This window comes from Bacteroides sp. MSK.20.12 (genome assembly GCF_019052435.1).
In the GTDB taxonomy this organism is placed as follows: domain Bacteria; phylum Bacteroidota; class Bacteroidia; order Bacteroidales; family Bacteroidaceae; genus Bacteroides; species Bacteroides xylanisolvens.
The window spans coordinates 137696-156370 of record NZ_JAHQVH010000008.1 but is presented as its reverse complement, the minus strand read 5'-3'; the positions used below and the strand labels follow the sequence as shown (position 1 = coordinate 156370).

Below are 18675 nucleotides of genomic sequence, written 5' to 3'. Positions count from 1 at the left end.
AAAGAACTATTAACAATGATGAAAACTGAAACGACCATGTACCAAGTTCTGCTAAAACTTTGCGCATTTCTTATGTAGGAATGATTTCGCAGGACGTTTCCATCAAACCGGGAGTAATAAAAGTCGTATTAAAAAGTGACGCGAAAGCACTGGATGAGGTTGTAGTGACAGCCATGGGTATCTCGCGTGAAAAGAAAGCACTGGGTTACGCCGTTCAGGACGTAAAATCAGATCAGCTGACGCAGGCTGCCAACTCCAATCTGGCAGGAGCACTGCAAGGTAAAGTATCCGGTTTGGACGTTAAGCCTTCAAGTGGTATGCCAGGAGCTTCTTCACAGATCACCATCCGTGGTGCACGTTCCTTCTCGGGTGACAACACTCCGCTTTACGTTATCGACGGAATGCCGGTAACCAGTACGCCGGACGTTAGTACAGACATACAGAACAATGGTAGTGTGAGCGGAGCCGACTTCGCCAACCGTGCGGTAGATATCGACCCTAATGATATTGAAAGTATCAATATTTTGAAAGGACAGGCTGCTTCTGCACTTTATGGTATCCGTGCTTCCAATGGTGTGATTATCATCACAACCAAAAGTGGTAAAGGTCTGGAAAAAGGCAAACCGCAGGTTAGCTTCTCGTCTAATGTCAGCTTCGATGTAGTCGGTCGTCTGCCGGAGTTCCAGAAAACATACGCACAAGGTTCGGGTGGAGTATTCAGCACTACTTCGGGAACGTCTTGGGGACCTAAGATTTCCGAACTTCCAAACGACGCAACGTATGGAGGTAACACGGATAACGAATACACGCAGAAGTTCGGTAAGCAACAGGGAAAATATTATGTTCCCCAGCGTGCAGCAGCCGGTCTTGACCCGTGGGCTACTCCACAGGCGTATGACAATGCAAAAGACTTCTTCGACACAGGAATCACCTGGAGCAATTCATTGAATGTAGCGCAGATGCTCGACAAGAGCTCCTACTCTATCTCATTGGGAAATACACATCAGGACGGTATTATCTCAAGCACTGGTATGGACAGATATAATGTAAAGGTTAGTGCTGACACGAAACTGACCAACAACTGGAGTTCCGGATTTACAGCTAACTATATCACTACTTCTATCGACAAGGCGGTGACTTCCGGTAACGGTCTGTTGAGAACGGTTTACGCAGCTCCTCCCAGCTATGATCTTGCCGGTATTCCAAGTCACGTAGACGGTAACCCGTACACACAGAATTCTTTCCGTGGTAGCTTTGACAACGCTTATTGGGCAATGGACAACAACAAATTCACAGAAGATACCAACCGTTTCTTCGGAAATGTATACGCAAGCTATCAGACTGATTTTGGTACAACCAACCACAAGTTGAACGCAAAATACATGGTCGGCGTAGATGCTTACACCACTCACTATGTAGACAGCTACGGATACGGTAGTAACACCGGTGGCGGTCGCGGACAGATCGAAAACTACGGCTGGACAAACGCTACATACAACTCTTTGCTGACCATCAACTATGACTGGCGCATCAACGAGGACTGGGGATTGAATGCTGTATTGGGTAACGAAATTATCCAAAGTAACAGAAAGAAGTATTATGAATATGGTACGAACTACAACTTCCCAGGATGGAACCACATCAACAACGCCACTACTCAACAGACAGAGGAAGAGACGTGGAAAAACCGTACAGTGGGATTCTTTGGTAACGTATCGGCTTCTTACAAAAATATGCTTTATCTGACCCTCACCGGACGTCAGGACTACGTATCTAATATGCCACGTAACAACCGTTCGTTCTTCTACCCTTCTATTTCGGCAGGCTTCATCCTGACGGAACTGGATGCATTGAAAAACAATGTTGTTAATCACGCTAAATTGAGAGTATCTTATGCGGAAGTAGGACAAGCAGGGGATTTCCTCGAAAACTACTACTCAACTCCGACCTATGGAGGTGGCTTTTACACACTGACTCCGATTATGTATCCGATGAAAGGTACTACTGCCTATACTCCGTACTACACGATTTTCGACCCGAAACTGAAACCGCAGAACACACGTTCGTATGAAGTGGGTACTGACGTGAACTTCCTCGATAACTTAATCACATTCAGTTATACGTACTCACGCCAGAATGTAAAAGACCAGATTTTTGAAGTGCCTTTGGCTTCTTCTACCGGTGCCAGCAAACTGCTCACCAACGGTGGTAAGATTCATACCAACACGCACGAATTCACTCTTGGCTTCAACCCCATCCGGACGAAGAATATCAACTGGGATTTTGCATTCAACTGGACGAAAATCGATAACTACGTAGATGAACTGGCACCGGGTGTAGAAAATATCTCTCTGGGTGGTTATGTTACTCCGCAGGTACGTGCTTCGGCAGGTGAGAAATTCCCTGTTATCTATGGTGTAGGCTTCAAGAGAGATGAAAATGGTAATCGTCTGGTAGACGAAAACGGTCTTCCTATCGCTGGTGAAGCACAGGTAATCGGAAAGGTTTCTCCGGACTTCCTGATGGGTTTCAACACCACATTACGTTTATGGAAGTGTACAATCAGCGCAGTACTCGACTGGAAACAGGGTGGCCAGATGTACAGCAGAACAACCGGACTGGCAGACTACTACGGTGTCAGCAAGAGAACGGAAAACCGCGAAGGTACCATCATCTTCGACGGATACAAAACCGATGGAACTAAAAATGATATCGCTATCACAGGTGCAAACGCACAACAGGTATTTTACAGCCGCCTGAACGATATTGACGAATCTTCTGTATATGACAATTCTTTCATCAAACTGCGTGAAGTGGCTGTCAACTACAAAATTCTTCAAAAACGTTCGATAGAACTTTCTGTAAACGCATTTGCCAGAAATATCCTGATCTGGGCTCAATTGCCTGACCTCGATCCGGAAGCCAGTCAGGGTAACAACAACATGGCAGGAGCATTTGAAGATTATTCAATGCCGCAGACAGCTAGTTTCGGCTTTGGTTTCAACATTAAATTTTAATCTGCAAGACAATGAAAAAATATAAATCAATAGGAAAATTGCTGGCAGTTTCTTTCTTGACTGCTGCCATTGCTTCTGCTTGTACGGAAGACGCAATGGATAAAATCAATGAAAACCCTAACAATCCTCTGGATGCGCCTGCTAAATTTTTGATTACAGACTTAGGGGTAAGCACTGCATTCAGCACTGTGGGAGGGGATTTCTCGCTCTATTCTTCTGTTTACATTGAACACGAAACGGGTATATCCAACCAGCTTTACCGGGCGGAAGTACGTAGCGGAGAGCCTACAACGGCTACTACCTACAACAACGCATGGATCAACGTGTATTCAAATATCAAGAACGCTAAAATCGTTATCAAGAAGTGTGAAGAAGATCCTTCGGAAAAAGGAAACGTAGTGACGGAAGCAATTGCTAAAATCCTGCTCGCTTACAACGGAGCAGTGGCTGCCGATGTATTTGGAAATACACCGTACAGCCAGACTGGTATCCTCAATCCGGACGGCACACCAATGTATATGCAGCCCAAAATAGATACGCAGGAAAGCATTTATCAGGAAGTGATGCAGAATCTGGATGATGCCATCACTCTGCTGAATAACGGTACTGCCAAAGATGCAGGTCTGTCCGGCGCAGTCGGTTCTAAAGACTTGATCTACGGTTCAAACACCAGTACTCAAGCAAGTATGTGGCTCAAGACAGCTTATGCGTTAAAAGCACGCTATACAATGCGTCTGCTCAATAAAAGTGCCAATAAGACAACTGATCTTCAGAACATTCTTACTTATGTGAGCAAATCATTTGCTAATGCAAGTGAAGAATGTAAACTGGCTGTTTATGACGCTGATTCGCAGTTGAATCCGCTTTGGTCATTCAGCTATAGCCGTAACAGTTTGGCAGCCAGTGCCAGTCTGATTGAAAAGTTTGTTGAGCGCAATGACCCCAGAGCACCGCAAGCATTTCTGGAGCCCGATCCCACCGGCTATATTGCTTATGGATACGGAGGTACGCAAGCTACAGACATCGCAGGTATCAAAGCGGCTCCTAACGGAACTCCGCAAGAGTTGCAGAACAATTATGGTATGTCAATGATATCATGGGCAATGTCGGCTCCTACTCTTTTAATCAGTTATCACGAAGTGAAATTCCTCGAAGCAGAAGCATTATGCCGCTTGGGAGGCAGACTGGATGAAGCTAAGAGTGCTTTAAAAGCTGCAATCACTGCCGGATTCGAGAATCTGGAAAACTCAATTATAGATGCCGCTGACACTTGGGTAGCTGATGGCGACAGTGATTTGGGTGCAGATGTAGCAGAAACCTATTTCACGGATGAAGTAGAACCGTTATTCGATGCCAACCCTCTGCAAGAGACAATGATACAGAAGTATCTCGCCTTCTTCGGTGCATCCGGCGAATCACTGGAAGCCTATAACGACTACCGTCGTTTGAAAGGTGCAGGAGAAAACTTCATTGTACTGAAGAACCCGCTGAACAACAATAAGTTCCCATTGCGCTTCGGTTATGGAGCAGACGACGTATTGGCAAATCCTGAAGTGAAAGCTGCTTTCGGTGATGGCCAGTATGTATATAGCGAAGCTGTCTGGTGGGCCGGCGGAAACAAATAATGAACTTAAAATCTCTCAAAGGAGAGACTTTACATAGAGTCGTTTCTGTACTCTAACAAATTAACAGAGGCGAACAAAAATAGGCCAACCGTGAGGTTCGCCTATTTTATTTTATCCAATTTCATCAGATGAATGCTCAAATATAATAGAGAAAAAGGAATATTCAACGGCATCTTTTACATACCATTTTTCTACCCAATCATACTCTTTTTCTACGCTATTCCGTATTTAACGTTTAAGCATCTTTTAAATAAATTAAAAAAATTCCCGTACGAATCAATTTCACCACTGCAAATCGGGTAGATATTTGCTTAAAGTAGTGCGGAGAATACTCAAAGTAATAGGTTTCACCAACACTTCAGTTGCTCCTGCGTTCATTGCGTTTTCCTTATCCGAGCTGAAAGCATAAGCTGTCTGCATGATAATAGGAATTTCAGTATTAGACTCACGAATTATCTTCGTTGCCTCCAACCCGTTCATCACCGGCATCTTGATATCCATCAGCATTGCTTTGGTTCTTTCCTGATGCTGTTGAAACAACTCCACCATTTCCTGCCCATTTTTAGCCCACTCGATATCACACTTTTTGCCTATGATAGCCTTGATTAATTTAAAGTTGCTGTCATCGTCTTCAGCTACTAAAATTAAGGGTCTGAATTCATTCATTTGTTCGCTTTCCATATCGCTTATATATTGTTTTTTTATCTGTTTTTTGGGATTAATCTCCCTTTTCAGCCCGCAAGTTATAAAAAAGATTCATATATTTCGCTATCTTTGCGCCTCAATTTAAAAGAATAGTATGATTTCTGTTGACGGACTAGCCGTAGAGTTTGGCGGCACTACTTTATTTAGTGATATTTCTTTCGTAATTAATGAAAAAGACCGCATCGCACTGATGGGTAAAAATGGGGCGGGAAAAAGTACGCTGCTGAAAATTTTGGCAGGCGCACGACAACCGACACGTGGAAAAGTTTCCGCGCCCAAAGATTGCGTAGTAGCCTATCTGCCTCAACATCTGATGACGGAAGACGGAAGAACAGTGTTTGACGAAACGGCACAGGCTTTTTCACATCTGCATGAAATGGAAGCGCAGATTGAAAAACTGAACAAAGAGCTCGAGACACGGACGGACTACGAGAGCGACAGTTACATGGCGCTGATTGAAGAAGTGTCTGCCTTGAGCGAGAAGTTTTATTCGATTGACGCAACTAATTATGAAGAGGATGTGGAAAAGGCATTGCTCGGATTAGGGTTCACCCGGAGCGATTTTCAACGCCAGACGAGTGATTTCAGCGGTGGATGGCGGATGCGCATCGAGCTCGCTAAGTTGCTGTTGCAGAAACCGGACGTACTCTTGCTCGATGAGCCGACGAATCATCTGGATATTGAATCTATTCAATGGTTGGAAGATTTCCTTATTAATAACGGGAAAGCAGTTATCGTAATCAGCCACGACCGCAAATTCGTGGATAATATTACAACACGCACCATCGAAGTGACGATGGGACGTATTTATGATTATAAAGTGAACTATTCCCAATATCTGCAACTGCGTAAGGATCGCCGCGAACAGCAGCAGAAGGCATACGACGAGCAGCAGAAGTTTATTGCTGAAACGAAGGAGTTCATCGAACGATTCAAAGGAACATATTCAAAGACGTTGCAGGTACAGAGCCGCGTCAAAATGCTGGAAAAGCTGGAATTGCTCGAAGTCGATGAGGAGGATACTTCTGCATTGCGACTGAAATTCCCGCCTTCCCCCCGTTCGGGCAGTTATCCGGTTATCATGGAGGGTGTTGGAAAGGCATACGGAGAGAAAGTGGTGTTCCGCAACGCTAACCTGACGATTGAGCGTGGTGATAAAGTAGCTTTTGTCGGTAAAAACGGTGAAGGTAAATCTACACTCGTGAAATGTATCATGAAGGAAATCGAACATGACGGTACACTGACTCTAGGACATAATGTACAAATCGGATATTTCGCTCAAAATCAGGCTTCGTTGATGGATGAAAACCTGACGGTTTTCCAAACAATTGACGATGTAGCCAAGGGGGATATCCGAAACAAGATTCGTGATTTACTGGGTGCTTTCATGTTTGGTGGTCCCGAGGAATCAATGAAGAAGGTGAAAGTACTTTCGGGTGGGGAGCGTACCCGCCTTGCCATGATTAAATTGCTGTTGGAACCTGTCAACCTCCTGATCCTGGATGAGCCGACGAATCATCTGGACATGAAAACGAAAGATATCCTGAAACAGGCATTGCTGGATTTTGACGGCACACTGATTGTTGTTTCACACGACCGTGACTTCCTCGACGGACTGGTAAGCAAGGTGTATGAGTTCGGTAATCAAAAGGTGACGGAACATCTTTGCGGCATCTACGAGTTCCTCGAAAAGAAAAAAATGGATTCGTTGCAAGAACTGGAAAAGAAATAATAAATAATAAAAAGAGGGTATCGGCTGCAGGCGGAATAAAAGTATTTGTATATTTGCAACATCATTTATAACAGGCAGTTAGAAAAAAATGGATGAAACAAGGCAGTTATACATTATAAGCGGATGTAACGGAGCTGGTAAAACAACAGCTTCCTACACTGTACTGCCTGAAATTTTATTATGCAAAGAGTTCGTTAATGCGGATGAAATCGCCAAAGGTTTATCACCGTTCAATCCGGAAAGTATGGCTATAGAAGCCGGCCGTCTGATGTTGAAACGTATTAATGAACTATTAGCTGCTAAAGTAAGTTTCTCTATTGAAACAACATTGGCAACCCGTTCATACACCCGGCTCATTCAAAGAGCACAAAATGCCGGATATAAAGTCAGCTTGATTTATTTCTGGCTGAATTCTCCGGAACTTGCCGTCAACCGTGTGTTACAACGGGTCAATGAAGGGGGACATAATGTACCGATGGACGTTATCTACCGCCGATATCAGGCAGGCATTAACAATCTGTTTCAGATTTATATGCCGCGTGTAGACTATTGGCTGTTAGCCGATAACAGTATTTCTCCTCGAGTAATTGTAGCCGAAGGTTACCAACATGGCGAGGATCGAATATATGAACTTGAACTTTTTAAATGCATCAAGAATTATGTCAAATAATGAAATGCAAGAATTGAGCGATAAATTACGACGCGGTCTTCAGCTGGCAGAAAAGCGATTGCTGGAAAAAAATGCTCGCAATGGTAAACTCCTTAGTCAGGGAACACCAGATGGAAAAGTAATTTATGTATCAGCAACAGAATTGCTGGAACGTTTGCAAGAAAAAGAAAAGGAATCAATAAAAAAATAAATTCTCTAAAAGAAAGGATGAAAGGGAAGAAACGAATAATAGTAACTCTGCTATTTTTAATCAACATTATAATGTTGGTGGCAGCCGTTATTCCCCATCATCATCACCCCAACGGAATGATTTGCATGAAGCAGGACTTGCCTGTAGAACAACAATGTCCCACGCATCATCATCACCCGGGAAACGATTCATGTTGCAGCAGCGAATGTATGACTCGTTTCTACTCTCCCACTCCATCCGTACATACGGATAGCGGACCGGATTATGTATTCATCGCTACCCTGTTCACGGATGTAATCATCGAACATCTATTACGGCCACAAGAGAGACGGATTAAGAACTATTACGTCTACCGAGACTCTCTGCATGGCACGGATATACACCGTGCCACTCCTCTTCGTGCCCCTCCCTACTCTGTTTTTGCGTAAAAGCGTAAATGCAAATCAGTTGCATTTGCGTTACCTTATCTTTGTAGCGTAAAAAAACAGTAAAATTTAGTAGGAAAATATCATTATGAAAAAATTTATTTTCGTAGGAATCCTAGGCTTATTCGTGCTGGGTTCCTGTAATAATAGTACCGTCACACACACACACAATGAACACGATCATGCCACGGAAGGACATAATCACGAGGCAGAGGGTTCCAATCATTCTCATGAAGGCGAATGTAGCGGAGAACACAACCATGAAGCGGCCGATGGACATAACGAGTCTGCCGAAGCGCACAGTGATGAAATCATCCTTCCGAAGGCAAAAGCTGAAGCAGCCGGTGTCAAGGTGAGCGTTATCGAACCTGCATCTTTCCAGCAAGTGATTAAAACCAGCGGACAGGTGCTGGCTGCCCAAGGTGATGAATCGGTTGCCGTAGCTACAGTGGCCGGCGTTGTATCTTTCCGTGGAAAAGTAACGGAAGGAATGAGCGTCGGCAGCGGCACGCCGCTAGTCACGATTTCTTCAAAAAATATCGCCGACGGTGATCCGGTACAACGTGCCCGCATTGCCTACGAGGTATCTAAGAAGGAGTACGAACGTATGAAAGAGCTTGTTAAAAACAAGATTGTATCTGACAAGGATTTTGCACAGGCAGAACAAAGTTATGAAAATGCCCGCCTTAGTTACGAAGCCCTTTCCAAGAATCATTCGGCTATCGGCCAAAGTATTACAGCTCCTATTGCAGGATATGTGAAAAGCATTCTTGTGAAAGAAGGCGACTACGTGACCATCGGACAACCGCTGGTGAGCGTGACGCAGAATCGTCGTCTTTTCCTCCGTGCCGAAGTGTCGGAAAAGTATTATCCATACCTCCGTACAATCAGTTCCGCCAATTTCCAGACTCCTTATAATAATCAGGTGTACGAGCTGAAAACATTGAACGGCAAACTTCTCTCTTTTGGAAAAGCTGCCGGAGACAACTCTTTTTATGTGCCTGTCACTTTTGAGTTCGACAATAAAGGGGAAGTGATCCCCGGCTCATTCGTAGAGGTGTTCTTGCTTTCTTCAACGATGGAAAACGTACTGTCTCTCCCACGCACGGCACTGACAGAAGAACAAGGTATCTTCTTTATCTACCTGCAACTGGACGAAGAGGGTTATAAAAAACAGGAAGTAACGATAGGAGCCGACAACGGTAAAAGTGTTCAGATCCTGACCGGAGTGAAGGCTGGCGACCGTGTAGTGACCGAAGGTGCTTATCAGGTTCGACTGGCAAGTGCAAGCAATGCCATCCCGGCACATAGTCACGAACATTGATTAAATGAAGAATTAGAAATGAAGAATGAAGAATTTGGCTGCGCAATAATTGGTATATGTTTATTGCACGTGCTGCATAGTCATTCTTAATTCTTCATTTCTAATTCTTCATTTCTAATTCTTCATTCTTAATTCTTAATTCTTAAAGAAATGCTTAACAAAATTATACATTACTCCCTACACAACCGGTTGGTTGTAGTCTGCGCGGCCATCCTCCTGCTAATTGCGGGAACGTATACCGCCATGCATACGGAAGTAGACGTATTCCCCGACCTGAACGCACCTACGGTAGTCATCATGACCGAGGCCAACGGTATGGCTGCGGAAGAAGTTGAACAGCTCGTCACTTTTCCTGTTGAAACTGCCGTAAACGGAGCTACGGGTGTACGCCGTGTCCGCTCTTCTTCTACCAACGGATTTTCCGTTGTCTGGGTAGAATTTGATTGGGGAACCGATATTTATCTCGCTCGCCAGATTGTTAGCGAGAAGTTAGCAGTGGTCAGTGAATCACTGCCGGTCAACGTTGGTAAACCGACACTCGGCCCACAATCTTCCATCTTGGGCGAAATGCTCATCGTCGGTCTGACTGCCGACTCCACTTCGATGCTCGATCTTCGTACGATTGCGGACTGGACTATCCGTCCCCGTCTATTGTCTACCGGAGGAGTGGCACAGGTTGCCGTGCTCGGAGGAGATATCAAAGAATATCAGATTCAGCTGGATCCCGAACGGATGCGTCATTACGGCATTTCAATGGGAGAAGTGATGGCTGTGACACAGGATATGAACCTGAACGCAAACGGAGGTGTGCTCTATGAATTTGGAAATGAATATATTGTACGCGGTGTACTTTCTACTTCTAAAACAGAACAACTTGGCAAAGCGGTAGTAAAGACAGTGAACAACTTCCCTGTCACGCTGGAAGATATTGCGGACGTAACCATCGGACCGAAAGCCCCGAAACTGGGAACTGCTTCAGAGCGTGGAAAATCTGCCGTACTGATGACTATTACCAAACAGCCGGCTACCAGTACGCTGGAACTGACGGATAAATTGGAAGCATCTTTGAAAGACCTGCAAAAGAATCTGCCACCGGACGTAAAAGTTTCAACGGACATATTCCGTCAAAGCCGCTTTATCGAAAGTTCCATCGGCAATGTGAAGAAATCACTCTTTGAAGGAGGTATTTTTGTAGTAATCGTACTCTTCCTGTTCCTAGCAAATGTGCGCACTACATTGATTTCATTGGTAACACTGCCTCTTTCCCTGCTTGTTTCGATTCTGACACTACACTACATGGGACTGACAATCAACACCATGAGCCTCGGAGGTATGGCGATAGCCATCGGATCATTGGTAGACGACGCCATCGTCGATGTGGAAAACGTGTATAAACGACTGCGGGAGAACCGTCAGAAAGCAAAAGCGGAAAGGTTAAGTACACTCGAGGTGGTATTCAATGCTTCGAAAGAGGTGCGGATGCCTATACTTAATTCTACGCTGATTATCGTTGTCAGCTTTGTACCGTTGTTCTTCCTTAGCGGAATGGAAGGCAGAATGTTGGTTCCGCTGGGCGTTGCCTTTATCGTGGCATTGTTCGCGTCGACAGTAGTTGCTCTGACGCTGACTCCGGTGCTTTGTTCTTATCTATTAGGAAGCAATAAGACAAACAAGGAACTGAAAGAAGCTCCCCTTGCCCGTTGGATGAAAGGGGTTTACGAAAAGGCACTGACTTGGGTGCTGGCACACAAACGAGTGACACTTGGAAGTACAATCGCACTCTTTGTAGTTGCGCTCGGAGTGTTCTTTACCCTCGGACGCAGCTTCCTTCCTTCCTTTAATGAAGGATCGTTCACCATCAATATCAGTTCTCTACCGGGTATTTCACTGGAAGAAAGCAATAAAATGGGACAGCGGGCAGAAGAATTATTGATGACGATTCCCGAAATACAAACCGTAGCCCGGAAAACGGGACGTGCCGAACTGGACGAGCACGCGTTAGGGGTAAACGTTTCTGAAATAGAAGCTCCGTTTGAACTGAAAGATCGTTCGCGCAGTGAACTGGTAGCTGATGTACGTGAAAAGTTGGGTACTATCACCGGGGCAAATATAGAAATCGGACAACCAATCAGCCACCGTATCGACGCTATGTTATCGGGTACGAAAGCGAATATCGCTATCAAGCTATTCGGAGACGATCTGAATAAAATGTTCTCACTCGGTAATCAAATTAAAGGAGCTATCAGTGATATTCCCGGTGTTGCCGACCTGAACGTGGAACAACAGATTGAGCGTCCGCAGCTGAAAATACAGCCTAAACGGGAAATGCTGGCTAAGTTCGGTATTACTCTGCCGGAGTTCTCGGAATATGTGAACGTAGCTTTGGCTGGAAAAGTGATCTCGCAGGTTTATGAGCAAGGCAAGAGTTTCGATCTGATCGTGAAAGTGAAGGATGATGCCCGGGATGAAATAGAAAAAATCCGCAACTTGATGGTAGACACGAATGACGGTCGCAAAGTTCCTTTGAGCTATGTAGCAGAAGTGGTATCGGCCATGGGACCAAATACGATCAACCGCGAGAATGTAAAACGTAAAATTGTGATTTCTGCCAATGTGGCCGACCGCGATTTGCGTAGTGTTGTAAATGATATTCAGAAACGCATCGACACATCGGTGCAACTGCCCGAAGGCTATCACATCGAGTATGGCGGACAGTTTGAAAGTGAGCAGGCTGCCAGCCGGACACTGGCGTTGACTTCATTTATCAGCATTGTAGTAATCTTCTTGTTATTGTATAATGAGTTCCGCAGCGTGAAAGAGTCGGGCGTCATCTTGCTGAATCTTCCGCTGGCACTGATCGGTGGTGTATTTGCTTTGGTGATTACAACAGGAGAAGTCAGTATTCCGGCTATCATCGGTTTCATTTCCTTGTTCGGTATTGCAACGCGTAACGGTATGTTGCTCATCAGCCACTACAATCATCTGCAAAAGGAAGAAGGTTTGAATGTGTATGATAGTGTGATCCGAGGTTCTCTCGACCGTCTGAATCCGATTTTGATGACGGCATTGTCTTCTGCACTGGCACTGATTCCATTGGCACTCGGCGGCGACTTGCCCGGTAACGAAATTCAAAGTCCGATGGCAAAAGTGATTTTAGGAGGGTTATTAACGTCTACTTTTTTGAACGGTTTTATCGTTCCGATTGTTTATCTGATGATGCATCGGAAAAAGGCCCAGGAAAGCCTGTAGCGGGTGATGTTTTTCCTCGGTGAGGAAACCATCGTTCCCCGGTGAGGAACCAAGTGTTTCTCGGTGAGAAACGGGTCGTTCCTCGGTGCCAAACAAATAGATGTCTTATCATAAAGTATCTATCAACAATAGCTTGTAATAAATAAAGAAATTAGAAATGAAACAAATCATGACCATAAGCGCTGCACTTCTTTTCTTAACCATAGGCAAAGTGCAAGCCCAAAACGGAATTGAACAGGTATTGAAGAATATCGAAACGAACAATAAGGAGTTGCAGGCAAACGAGCAACTGATTACTTCGCAGAAGCTGGAAGCTAAAACGGATAATAACCTGCCTGATCCTACTCTTTCTTACGCACATCTATGGGGAGCGAAAGATAAAAGCGAAACAATCGGCGAACTGGTTGTTTCACAAAGCTTTGATTTCCCTAGTTTATATACTACACGCAACAAGTTGAATCGTCTCAAAGCCGGAGCTTTTGACAGTCAGTCGGATGTTTTCCGTCAAGAGAAGCTGTTACAGGCGAAAGAACTTTGCCTGGATATTATCATGCTTCGTCAGCAAAAGCATATTCTGGAAGAACGCCTCCGCAATGCGGAAGAACTTGCAAAGATGTATGCCAAGCGTCTTCAAACAGGAGATGCAAATGCTCTCGAAACCAACAAAATCAATCTGGAACTGTTGAATGTCAGAACAGAAGCGTCTCTGAACGAAACAGCACTCCGCAACAAACAGCAGGAGCTGAATACGCTGAATGGTAATATTCCGGTAGTTTTCGAGGAAAACCAATATCCGGCTATACCTTTCCCTACTGATTATCAAATATTGAAGTCGGAAGTCATGGCAACGGACCGTACTCTTATGGCACTCGGCAACGAAAGTCTTGTTGCCCGTAAACAGATTGCTGTCAATAAATCACAATGGCTACCCAAACTGGAACTCGGCTACCGCCGGAACACAGAAACAGGCGTACCTTTCAACGGTGTAGTGGTAGGTTTCTCTTTCCCACTTTTCGAAAACCGGAATAAGGTAAAAATCGCTAAAGCACAGGCTCTTAACATTGACTTGCAAAAGGATAATGCTACCCTGCAAGTAGAGTCCGAATTGGCACAGCTTTACCGGGAAGCGAAAACACTGCACGCTTCGATGGAAGAATACAGCAAGACTTTCCAGTCGCAACAAGATCTGTCACTGCTGAAACAGGCTCTGACAGGTGGACAGATTAGTATGATTGAATATTTCGTTGAAGTTTCTGTCATCTATCAAAGCCATCAAAATTATCTGCAACTGGAAAATCAGTACCAGAAAGCAATGGCACGGATTTACAAGAGTAAACTATAAATAGTACATAAAATCCTTTAGACATGGATTACGCCGAACATACTAATTTCTATTTTAAGTGATGTAAGTATGTTTATATAATCCGTGTCTAAATATATCTCCCCTCTCATTTTCTTCAAGTTCCAACTAAATATTTCAAAATAATATGTTACATTTGCAACGAACATAAAATACAGATTATGAGACCTAAACAATTCTATCTATTCATGTTATGTTGCATCCTTACACTATTCAGTGGATGTAAAGAGGATGAAGAAAATCCACTTCGTTTTTACAACAGTGAATATGAAGTGCCCATGGGTGGCAGACGTTACCTTGGACTGGAAAGCGGAAATGGTGATTACTCACTTGAAGTTAAAGACACACGCATCGCAAGCGCAGGAACCGAAACCGGCTGGAGCGGAGTACCTGCCGGACGTATGATTTATGTTACCGGTATTCTCACCGGGCAAACTTATCTGACAGTAACGGACAACGCCACACAAGAAACCTGCACCCTGCCAATCAAGGTTGTCGACAATTACGAGGATATAAAGTTGCTCCGCAGCTACTTGTCTAACTTACCAAACGGAGACGCAAATCTTCTGCCCGGCATTTCCGACATTTTTCTAATTAACAATCACGCACGGGATGCTTATTTTTTCAAACAGGGAGAACAAACAGCTTTTTCATCCGGACTAACCTTAATAACTCGAGGAAGTTACAAACTGGAAAAAGAAGAAGGAAATAATGAGAAAGCTATACTGACTCTCACCTTTTCGGAAGATGTGGCAACACCTATTTCCAATCATAAATTCATCTTGTGGGGAAATGCATACGTATTTCACCGCTTGGATAAAAGCTTGAATCTGAATTGGAATACTCCACCCATCGGAGAAACGCGGACATCACCTGCACCACCTCCTTCCTACACGCTGGAAGAAATCGCTGGAGGTGAACCAGGCACAGGCAAACAAATTAGTTTTACCCTTTCCGAACAGGAAATACCTGCCGGAATACTGCCTTAATCAGCAGTGTCTTCTTTAATCAACTGTACTTTCCGATAATATGCGTATATTTTCCGGCAAGTATCCGCTACGAATACGCCATTCTTGCGGATAAAGATTATTGGCACGATTACCGATGTTCTTCACAAATCCGAGAGGAATATGCCGGTACGTAAGCAAAACATATCCACGAGGGGCTGTTACCGGCAAGGTAATGGCCTCTTTTCGTAAATAAGTGATAGCCTGTTTATAACTTATTTCTTCCGTAGCGAAAGCTTCCCGGCATAAAAGTGAACTACACATCGCCAATGCATGGTCAGGTATCAAATCCTTTCCTTTCACTTCTCCTATCTCCACTCCTGCCGATACGATTTTCAGGCATTGTTTCATTGCCATTAATTCATCAGCATAATGCTTTGAAAAAGCCCGAATACTTGTTCCTTCTGCCGACAATATATACTTGTCCGAATTTTCATCATTCAGCCAGCTTTTTGCAATATTCAGCTGTTCTTTCGAAACAGGAGAAGATGCTGCTCCTCCTTTCTTATCTTTCTTTTTAGAAGTCTTCTCCTTGGCGAAAGAAGATACCGGAATCTCGTCTCCTGTCTCCGGCTTCCGAAAAGCTACCAGGAAAAAGCCTTCGCCTTTCGTCTTATGAGGGAAAAAATGATAGACAGGAATAGAAGATTTAGAACCATCACAATTATCCGGTAAAAGATCTCCTGTTATATTCCAGTTTTCCTGTACTTGCACAGTTAACGGTTCGGCTCCATACTCTTGTTGAATCCAACGTGCATTCTCTTCGTCCTCTTTTGTATTAAATGTACACGTACTATATATAAGAACTCCCCCAGGCTTCAACGTGTCCCAAATATCTCCAATAATCCGCCGCTGCCGCTGCCAACAGATTTCTACATTCTCGGAACTCCACTCTTCTACAGCAACAGGGTCTTTACGGAACATACCTTCACCGGAGCAAGGGACATCTGTAAGAATCACGTCAAAGAAAGACGGCAAAGCCGCAAAATCTGCCGGATCATTATTGGTTACTACCACATCCGGATGTCCCCACTTCGTTAAATTCTCCGCAAGAATCTGCGAACGATTCCGGATGACTTCATTAGCCACCAGTAAACTCCCTTCAGGAAGCACACTACGGGCATGAGTAGACTTTCCACCGGGAGCTGCACAAAGATCCAGCATCTTTACCGGTCCGGTGACATACTGCCGGAGCACCTGCTCCACAAACATAGAAGAAGCCTCCTGAACATAATAACAACCTGCATGAAACAATGGATCAAACGTGAAAGTGAGACGCTCATCCAAGTAAAATCCTTCGGAAGACCAAGGGACTTGATTAAATTCAAAATTGAAAGCTGAAAGTTGAAAATCAGTAATACAGCCTGCTTGCGGTACAATTCTGCATTTTCCATTTTCAATTTTTAATTTCCCATCATTCAACCGGATGCTGACAGGTGGTTCTTGTTGGATAGCAACAGCTAATTTGTCGTATTCTTCATCGCCCAACAGGGCACGGGTATAATCTATGAAAGAAGCGGGTAATTCCATTTTTCGTTATTAATTTCCGCAAATATCAAAAATATTTCGTCTCTTTGCAACTTTCTATGATATTAACTACGTCTAACAAACAAAGAAATAAATAAAAAAACTATTGATATGAAAAATTTTCTATTAGCATTGATGGTTGTACTGACCACTTGCACACTGGCTATTGCCCAAAACCAAACTACTGTTGTCCGCGATTCCGTCGGAAAAGTAAAGGTAACTGTGACCAAAGACAATAAAGCAAAAACAAACAATACTGCTGTCACAGTCATCGGTGTAGATACAGCGGACACTGATTCCACAGAAGTAGATGCAAACTCAAGTAATGTCAGTACTGGTCATGGTAAGGCCAGTTTTACATTCGAATCGGATGACGACGATTTCCCATTCCACGGCTTTGGTATCAACGGAGGAATTCTCGTAGCAATCATATCAATCATTGCCGTTTTCGGATTTCCGGTATTCATTCTGTTTGTAATCTTCTTCTTCCGTTATAAAAATCGGAAAGCACGCTATCGTCTTGCCGAACAGGCACTCGCTGCAGGTCAGCCATTGCCAGCAGAATTTATTCGTGAAAACAAAACGGTTGACTCACGTTCACAAGGCATCAAAAACACCTTTACAGGTATCGGTCTTTTCATCTTCCTTTGGGCAATCACCGGTGAATTCGGAATTGGAGCGATCGGTTTACTCGTTACATTTATGGGTATCGGACAATGGATCATCGGTAGTAAACAACAGGCTCAAGGTACAGATGCTCCCCGGACGTATACTACCCATAAAGATGAAAAAAAGAATCAGGATAACGTCAAAAACGATAGCTTCGAAATTATCCCTTCCGAATCCGGAGAGAAACATAATGAAGTAAACGAAGAAAAGAACGACGAGAATAAATGAGCCAACTCAATGATATATCGTTAGTCGCGCAGGTCGTGGTGTTCAAGAACACCAGGGCCTTCGACCAGTTGGTGGAGAAGTACCAGTCGCCCATCCGGCGATTCTTCCTGAACCTGACTTGCGGCGACAGCGAATTGAGTGACGACCTTGCACAAGATACATTTATCAAAGCATATACAAACATTACCTCTTTCCGAAACTTGTCAAGTTTCTCTACGTGGCTGTACCGTATTGCTTATAATGTTTTTTATGATTATATTCGCAGCCGGAAAGAGACAGCCGACTTGGATACAAAAGAAATAGACGCCATCAACAGTACCGAACAAGAGAATGTAGGACAGAAAATGGATGTTTATCAGTCACTCAAAATGCTTAAGGAAGTGGAAAGAACCTGCATTATGTTGTTCTATATGGAGGACATTAGTATCGACAAAATAGCAGGAATTGTAGGAGTACCGTCAGGAACGGTGAAAAGCCACCTGTCACGTGGAAAAGAAAAATTAGCAACGTATTTAAAACAAAACGGTTATGACAGAAATAGACAATGATAAGCTCTTGCGCGATTTCTTCGCAGAAAACAAGCAGGAAATAGCAGACAACGGATTCAGTCGCCGTGCCATGCACCATTTACCCGGTCGTAGCAACCATCTGGCTCGTATCTGGAGTGCCTTCGTAATGACTGTGGCTGCCGTACTTTTTGTATGGTTAGGCGGATTGGAAGCAGCTTGGGGAACAATAAGAGAAGTATTTATCAGTATGATTAATCATGGTACTACCGGCCTTGATCCAAAGTCAATTATTATCGCGGCTGTCGTATTATTATTTATGGCTACACGAAAGGTTGCTTCTATGGCATAAACAAAATAAATACAGATTAAAAGTCCAAAGCATAAGTTTCCCGGATTTTTATCTTTATGAGTCAAAGAACTCTTTATCCCTCTCTTTTA

14 protein-coding genes and 1 pseudogene are annotated in these 18675 nt (G+C 43.9%); 13 read left to right on the top strand and 2 right to left on the bottom strand.

The features are described 5' to 3' along the window. Positions 1 to 47: 47 nt before the first annotated feature. Positions 48 to 3017 (top strand): annotated as a pseudogene (locus KTR06_RS06710) (SusC/RagA family TonB-linked outer membrane protein); the annotation flags it as partial. An 11-nt stretch (positions 3018 to 3028) separates the two neighbouring features. Beyond that, positions 3029 to 4642 (top strand): SusD/RagB family nutrient-binding outer membrane lipoprotein, encoded by a 1614-nt coding sequence (locus KTR06_RS06705; protein ID WP_118218458.1) that lies wholly within the window; start codon positions 3029 to 3031, stop codon positions 4640 to 4642. 282 nt (positions 4643 to 4924) lie between these two features. Here the strand turns inward: KTR06_RS06705 and KTR06_RS06700 are convergent, their stop codons facing one another. Next, on the bottom strand, positions 4925 to 5323 hold the full coding sequence (locus KTR06_RS06700; protein ID WP_004314143.1) for a response regulator: 399 nt from the start codon (positions 5321 to 5323) through the stop codon (positions 4925 to 4927). 118 nt (positions 5324 to 5441) lie between these two features. On the opposite strand from KTR06_RS06700, the gene KTR06_RS06695 reads away from it, so the two are divergent. From KTR06_RS06695 to KTR06_RS06660, 8 genes are all read left to right on the top strand, one after another. Continuing rightward, positions 5442 to 7079 carry an ABC-F family ATP-binding cassette domain-containing protein gene (locus KTR06_RS06695; RefSeq protein ID WP_015531460.1) on the top strand — a complete coding sequence of 546 codons (1638 nt, stop codon included), beginning with the start codon at positions 5442 to 5444 and terminating at the stop codon, positions 7077 to 7079. Positions 7080 to 7167: 88 nt separating this feature from the next. Continuing rightward, entirely contained in the window at positions 7168 to 7749 is a 582-nt protein-coding gene (locus tag KTR06_RS06690) for a zeta toxin family protein (RefSeq protein WP_004314141.1), read from the top strand. After that, entirely contained in the window at positions 7739 to 7939 is a 201-nt protein-coding gene (locus KTR06_RS06685; protein ID WP_004314140.1) for a hypothetical protein, read from the top strand. Before KTR06_RS06690 ends, KTR06_RS06685 begins: the two co-directional genes overlap by 11 nt. Positions 7940 to 7956: 17 nt before the next feature. Continuing rightward, entirely contained in the window at positions 7957 to 8367 is a 411-nt protein-coding gene (locus KTR06_RS06680) for a DUF6769 family protein (RefSeq protein WP_008024755.1), read from the top strand. A gap of 85 nt (positions 8368 to 8452) precedes the next feature. Next, the gene (locus KTR06_RS06675) at positions 8453 to 9688 is read left to right on the top strand and encodes an efflux RND transporter periplasmic adaptor subunit (RefSeq protein ID WP_217290094.1); all 1236 of its coding nucleotides are present in this window, start codon (positions 8453 to 8455) and stop codon (positions 9686 to 9688) included. 150 nt (positions 9689 to 9838) lie between these two features. Next, positions 9839 to 12937: an efflux RND transporter permease subunit gene (locus KTR06_RS06670; RefSeq protein ID WP_217290093.1), complete on the top strand. Its 3099-nt coding sequence runs from the start codon at positions 9839 to 9841 to the stop codon at positions 12935 to 12937. 157 nt (positions 12938 to 13094) lie between these two features. Beyond that, positions 13095 to 14279, top strand: coding sequence for a TolC family protein (locus KTR06_RS06665; protein WP_217290092.1), 1185 nt, complete (start codon positions 13095 to 13097; stop codon positions 14277 to 14279). A gap of 179 nt (positions 14280 to 14458) precedes the next feature. Next, positions 14459 to 15286: a hypothetical protein gene (locus KTR06_RS06660; protein WP_217290090.1), complete on the top strand. Its 828-nt coding sequence runs from the start codon at positions 14459 to 14461 to the stop codon at positions 15284 to 15286. Positions 15287 to 15301: 15 nt separating this feature from the next. Here KTR06_RS06660 and KTR06_RS06655 read toward each other — a convergent pair whose 3' ends face one another. Further along, positions 15302 to 16834 (bottom strand): RsmB/NOP family class I SAM-dependent RNA methyltransferase, encoded by a 1533-nt coding sequence (locus KTR06_RS06655; RefSeq protein ID WP_217290089.1) that lies wholly within the window; start codon positions 16832 to 16834, stop codon positions 15302 to 15304. A 108-nt stretch (positions 16835 to 16942) separates the two neighbouring features. Between KTR06_RS06655 and KTR06_RS06650 the strand changes: the two genes are divergently transcribed. Genes KTR06_RS06650 through KTR06_RS06640 form a run of 3 tightly spaced genes read left to right on the top strand, consistent with a single transcriptional unit; the run spans position 16943 to position 18586 of the window. Then, positions 16943 to 17728, top strand: a complete 786-nt coding sequence (locus KTR06_RS06650; RefSeq protein WP_217290088.1) for a DUF6249 domain-containing protein — start codon at positions 16943 to 16945, stop codon at positions 17726 to 17728. Then, complete coding sequence (locus tag KTR06_RS06645) at positions 17725 to 18276, top strand: RNA polymerase sigma factor (RefSeq protein ID WP_049702123.1); 552 nt, start codon at positions 17725 to 17727, stop codon at positions 18274 to 18276. Before KTR06_RS06650 ends, KTR06_RS06645 begins: the two co-directional genes overlap by 4 nt. Next, the gene (locus KTR06_RS06640) at positions 18257 to 18586 is read left to right on the top strand and encodes a DUF5056 domain-containing protein (RefSeq protein ID WP_217290087.1); all 330 of its coding nucleotides are present in this window, start codon (positions 18257 to 18259) and stop codon (positions 18584 to 18586) included. The genes KTR06_RS06645 and KTR06_RS06640 overlap by 20 nt, the downstream gene beginning before the upstream one ends. The last annotated feature ends 89 nt before the right edge of the window (positions 18587 to 18675 follow it).

What these genes read in the sequence shown, in the direction of transcription:
- KTR06_RS06665 (WP_217290092.1), top strand. Translation starts at nt 13,095, where the DNA reads ATGAAACAAATCATGACCATAAGCGCTGCACTTCTTTTCTTAACCATA.
- KTR06_RS06650 (WP_217290088.1), top strand. Translation starts at nt 16,943, where the DNA reads ATGAAAAATTTTCTATTAGCATTGATGGTTGTACTGACCACTTGCACA.
- KTR06_RS06695 (WP_015531460.1), top strand. Translation starts at nt 5,442, where the DNA reads ATGATTTCTGTTGACGGACTAGCCGTAGAGTTTGGCGGCACTACTTTA.
- KTR06_RS06670 (WP_217290093.1), top strand. Translation starts at nt 9,839, where the DNA reads ATGCTTAACAAAATTATACATTACTCCCTACACAACCGGTTGGTTGTA.
- KTR06_RS06640 (WP_217290087.1), top strand. Translation starts at nt 18,257, where the DNA reads ATGACAGAAATAGACAATGATAAGCTCTTGCGCGATTTCTTCGCAGAA.
- KTR06_RS06685 (WP_004314140.1), top strand. Translation starts at nt 7,739, where the DNA reads ATGTCAAATAATGAAATGCAAGAATTGAGCGATAAATTACGACGCGGT.
- KTR06_RS06705 (WP_118218458.1), top strand. Translation starts at nt 3,029, where the DNA reads ATGAAAAAATATAAATCAATAGGAAAATTGCTGGCAGTTTCTTTCTTG.
- KTR06_RS06675 (WP_217290094.1), top strand. Translation starts at nt 8,453, where the DNA reads ATGAAAAAATTTATTTTCGTAGGAATCCTAGGCTTATTCGTGCTGGGT.
- KTR06_RS06680 (WP_008024755.1), top strand. Translation starts at nt 7,957, where the DNA reads ATGAAAGGGAAGAAACGAATAATAGTAACTCTGCTATTTTTAATCAAC.
- KTR06_RS06700 (WP_004314143.1), bottom strand. Translation starts at nt 5,323, where the DNA reads ATGGAAAGCGAACAAATGAATGAATTCAGACCCTTAATTTTAGTAGCT.
- KTR06_RS06690 (WP_004314141.1), top strand. Translation starts at nt 7,168, where the DNA reads ATGGATGAAACAAGGCAGTTATACATTATAAGCGGATGTAACGGAGCT.
- KTR06_RS06645 (WP_049702123.1), top strand. Translation starts at nt 17,725, where the DNA reads ATGAGCCAACTCAATGATATATCGTTAGTCGCGCAGGTCGTGGTGTTC.
- KTR06_RS06660 (WP_217290090.1), top strand. Translation starts at nt 14,459, where the DNA reads ATGAGACCTAAACAATTCTATCTATTCATGTTATGTTGCATCCTTACA.
- KTR06_RS06655 (WP_217290089.1), bottom strand. Translation starts at nt 16,834, where the DNA reads ATGGAATTACCCGCTTCTTTCATAGATTATACCCGTGCCCTGTTGGGC.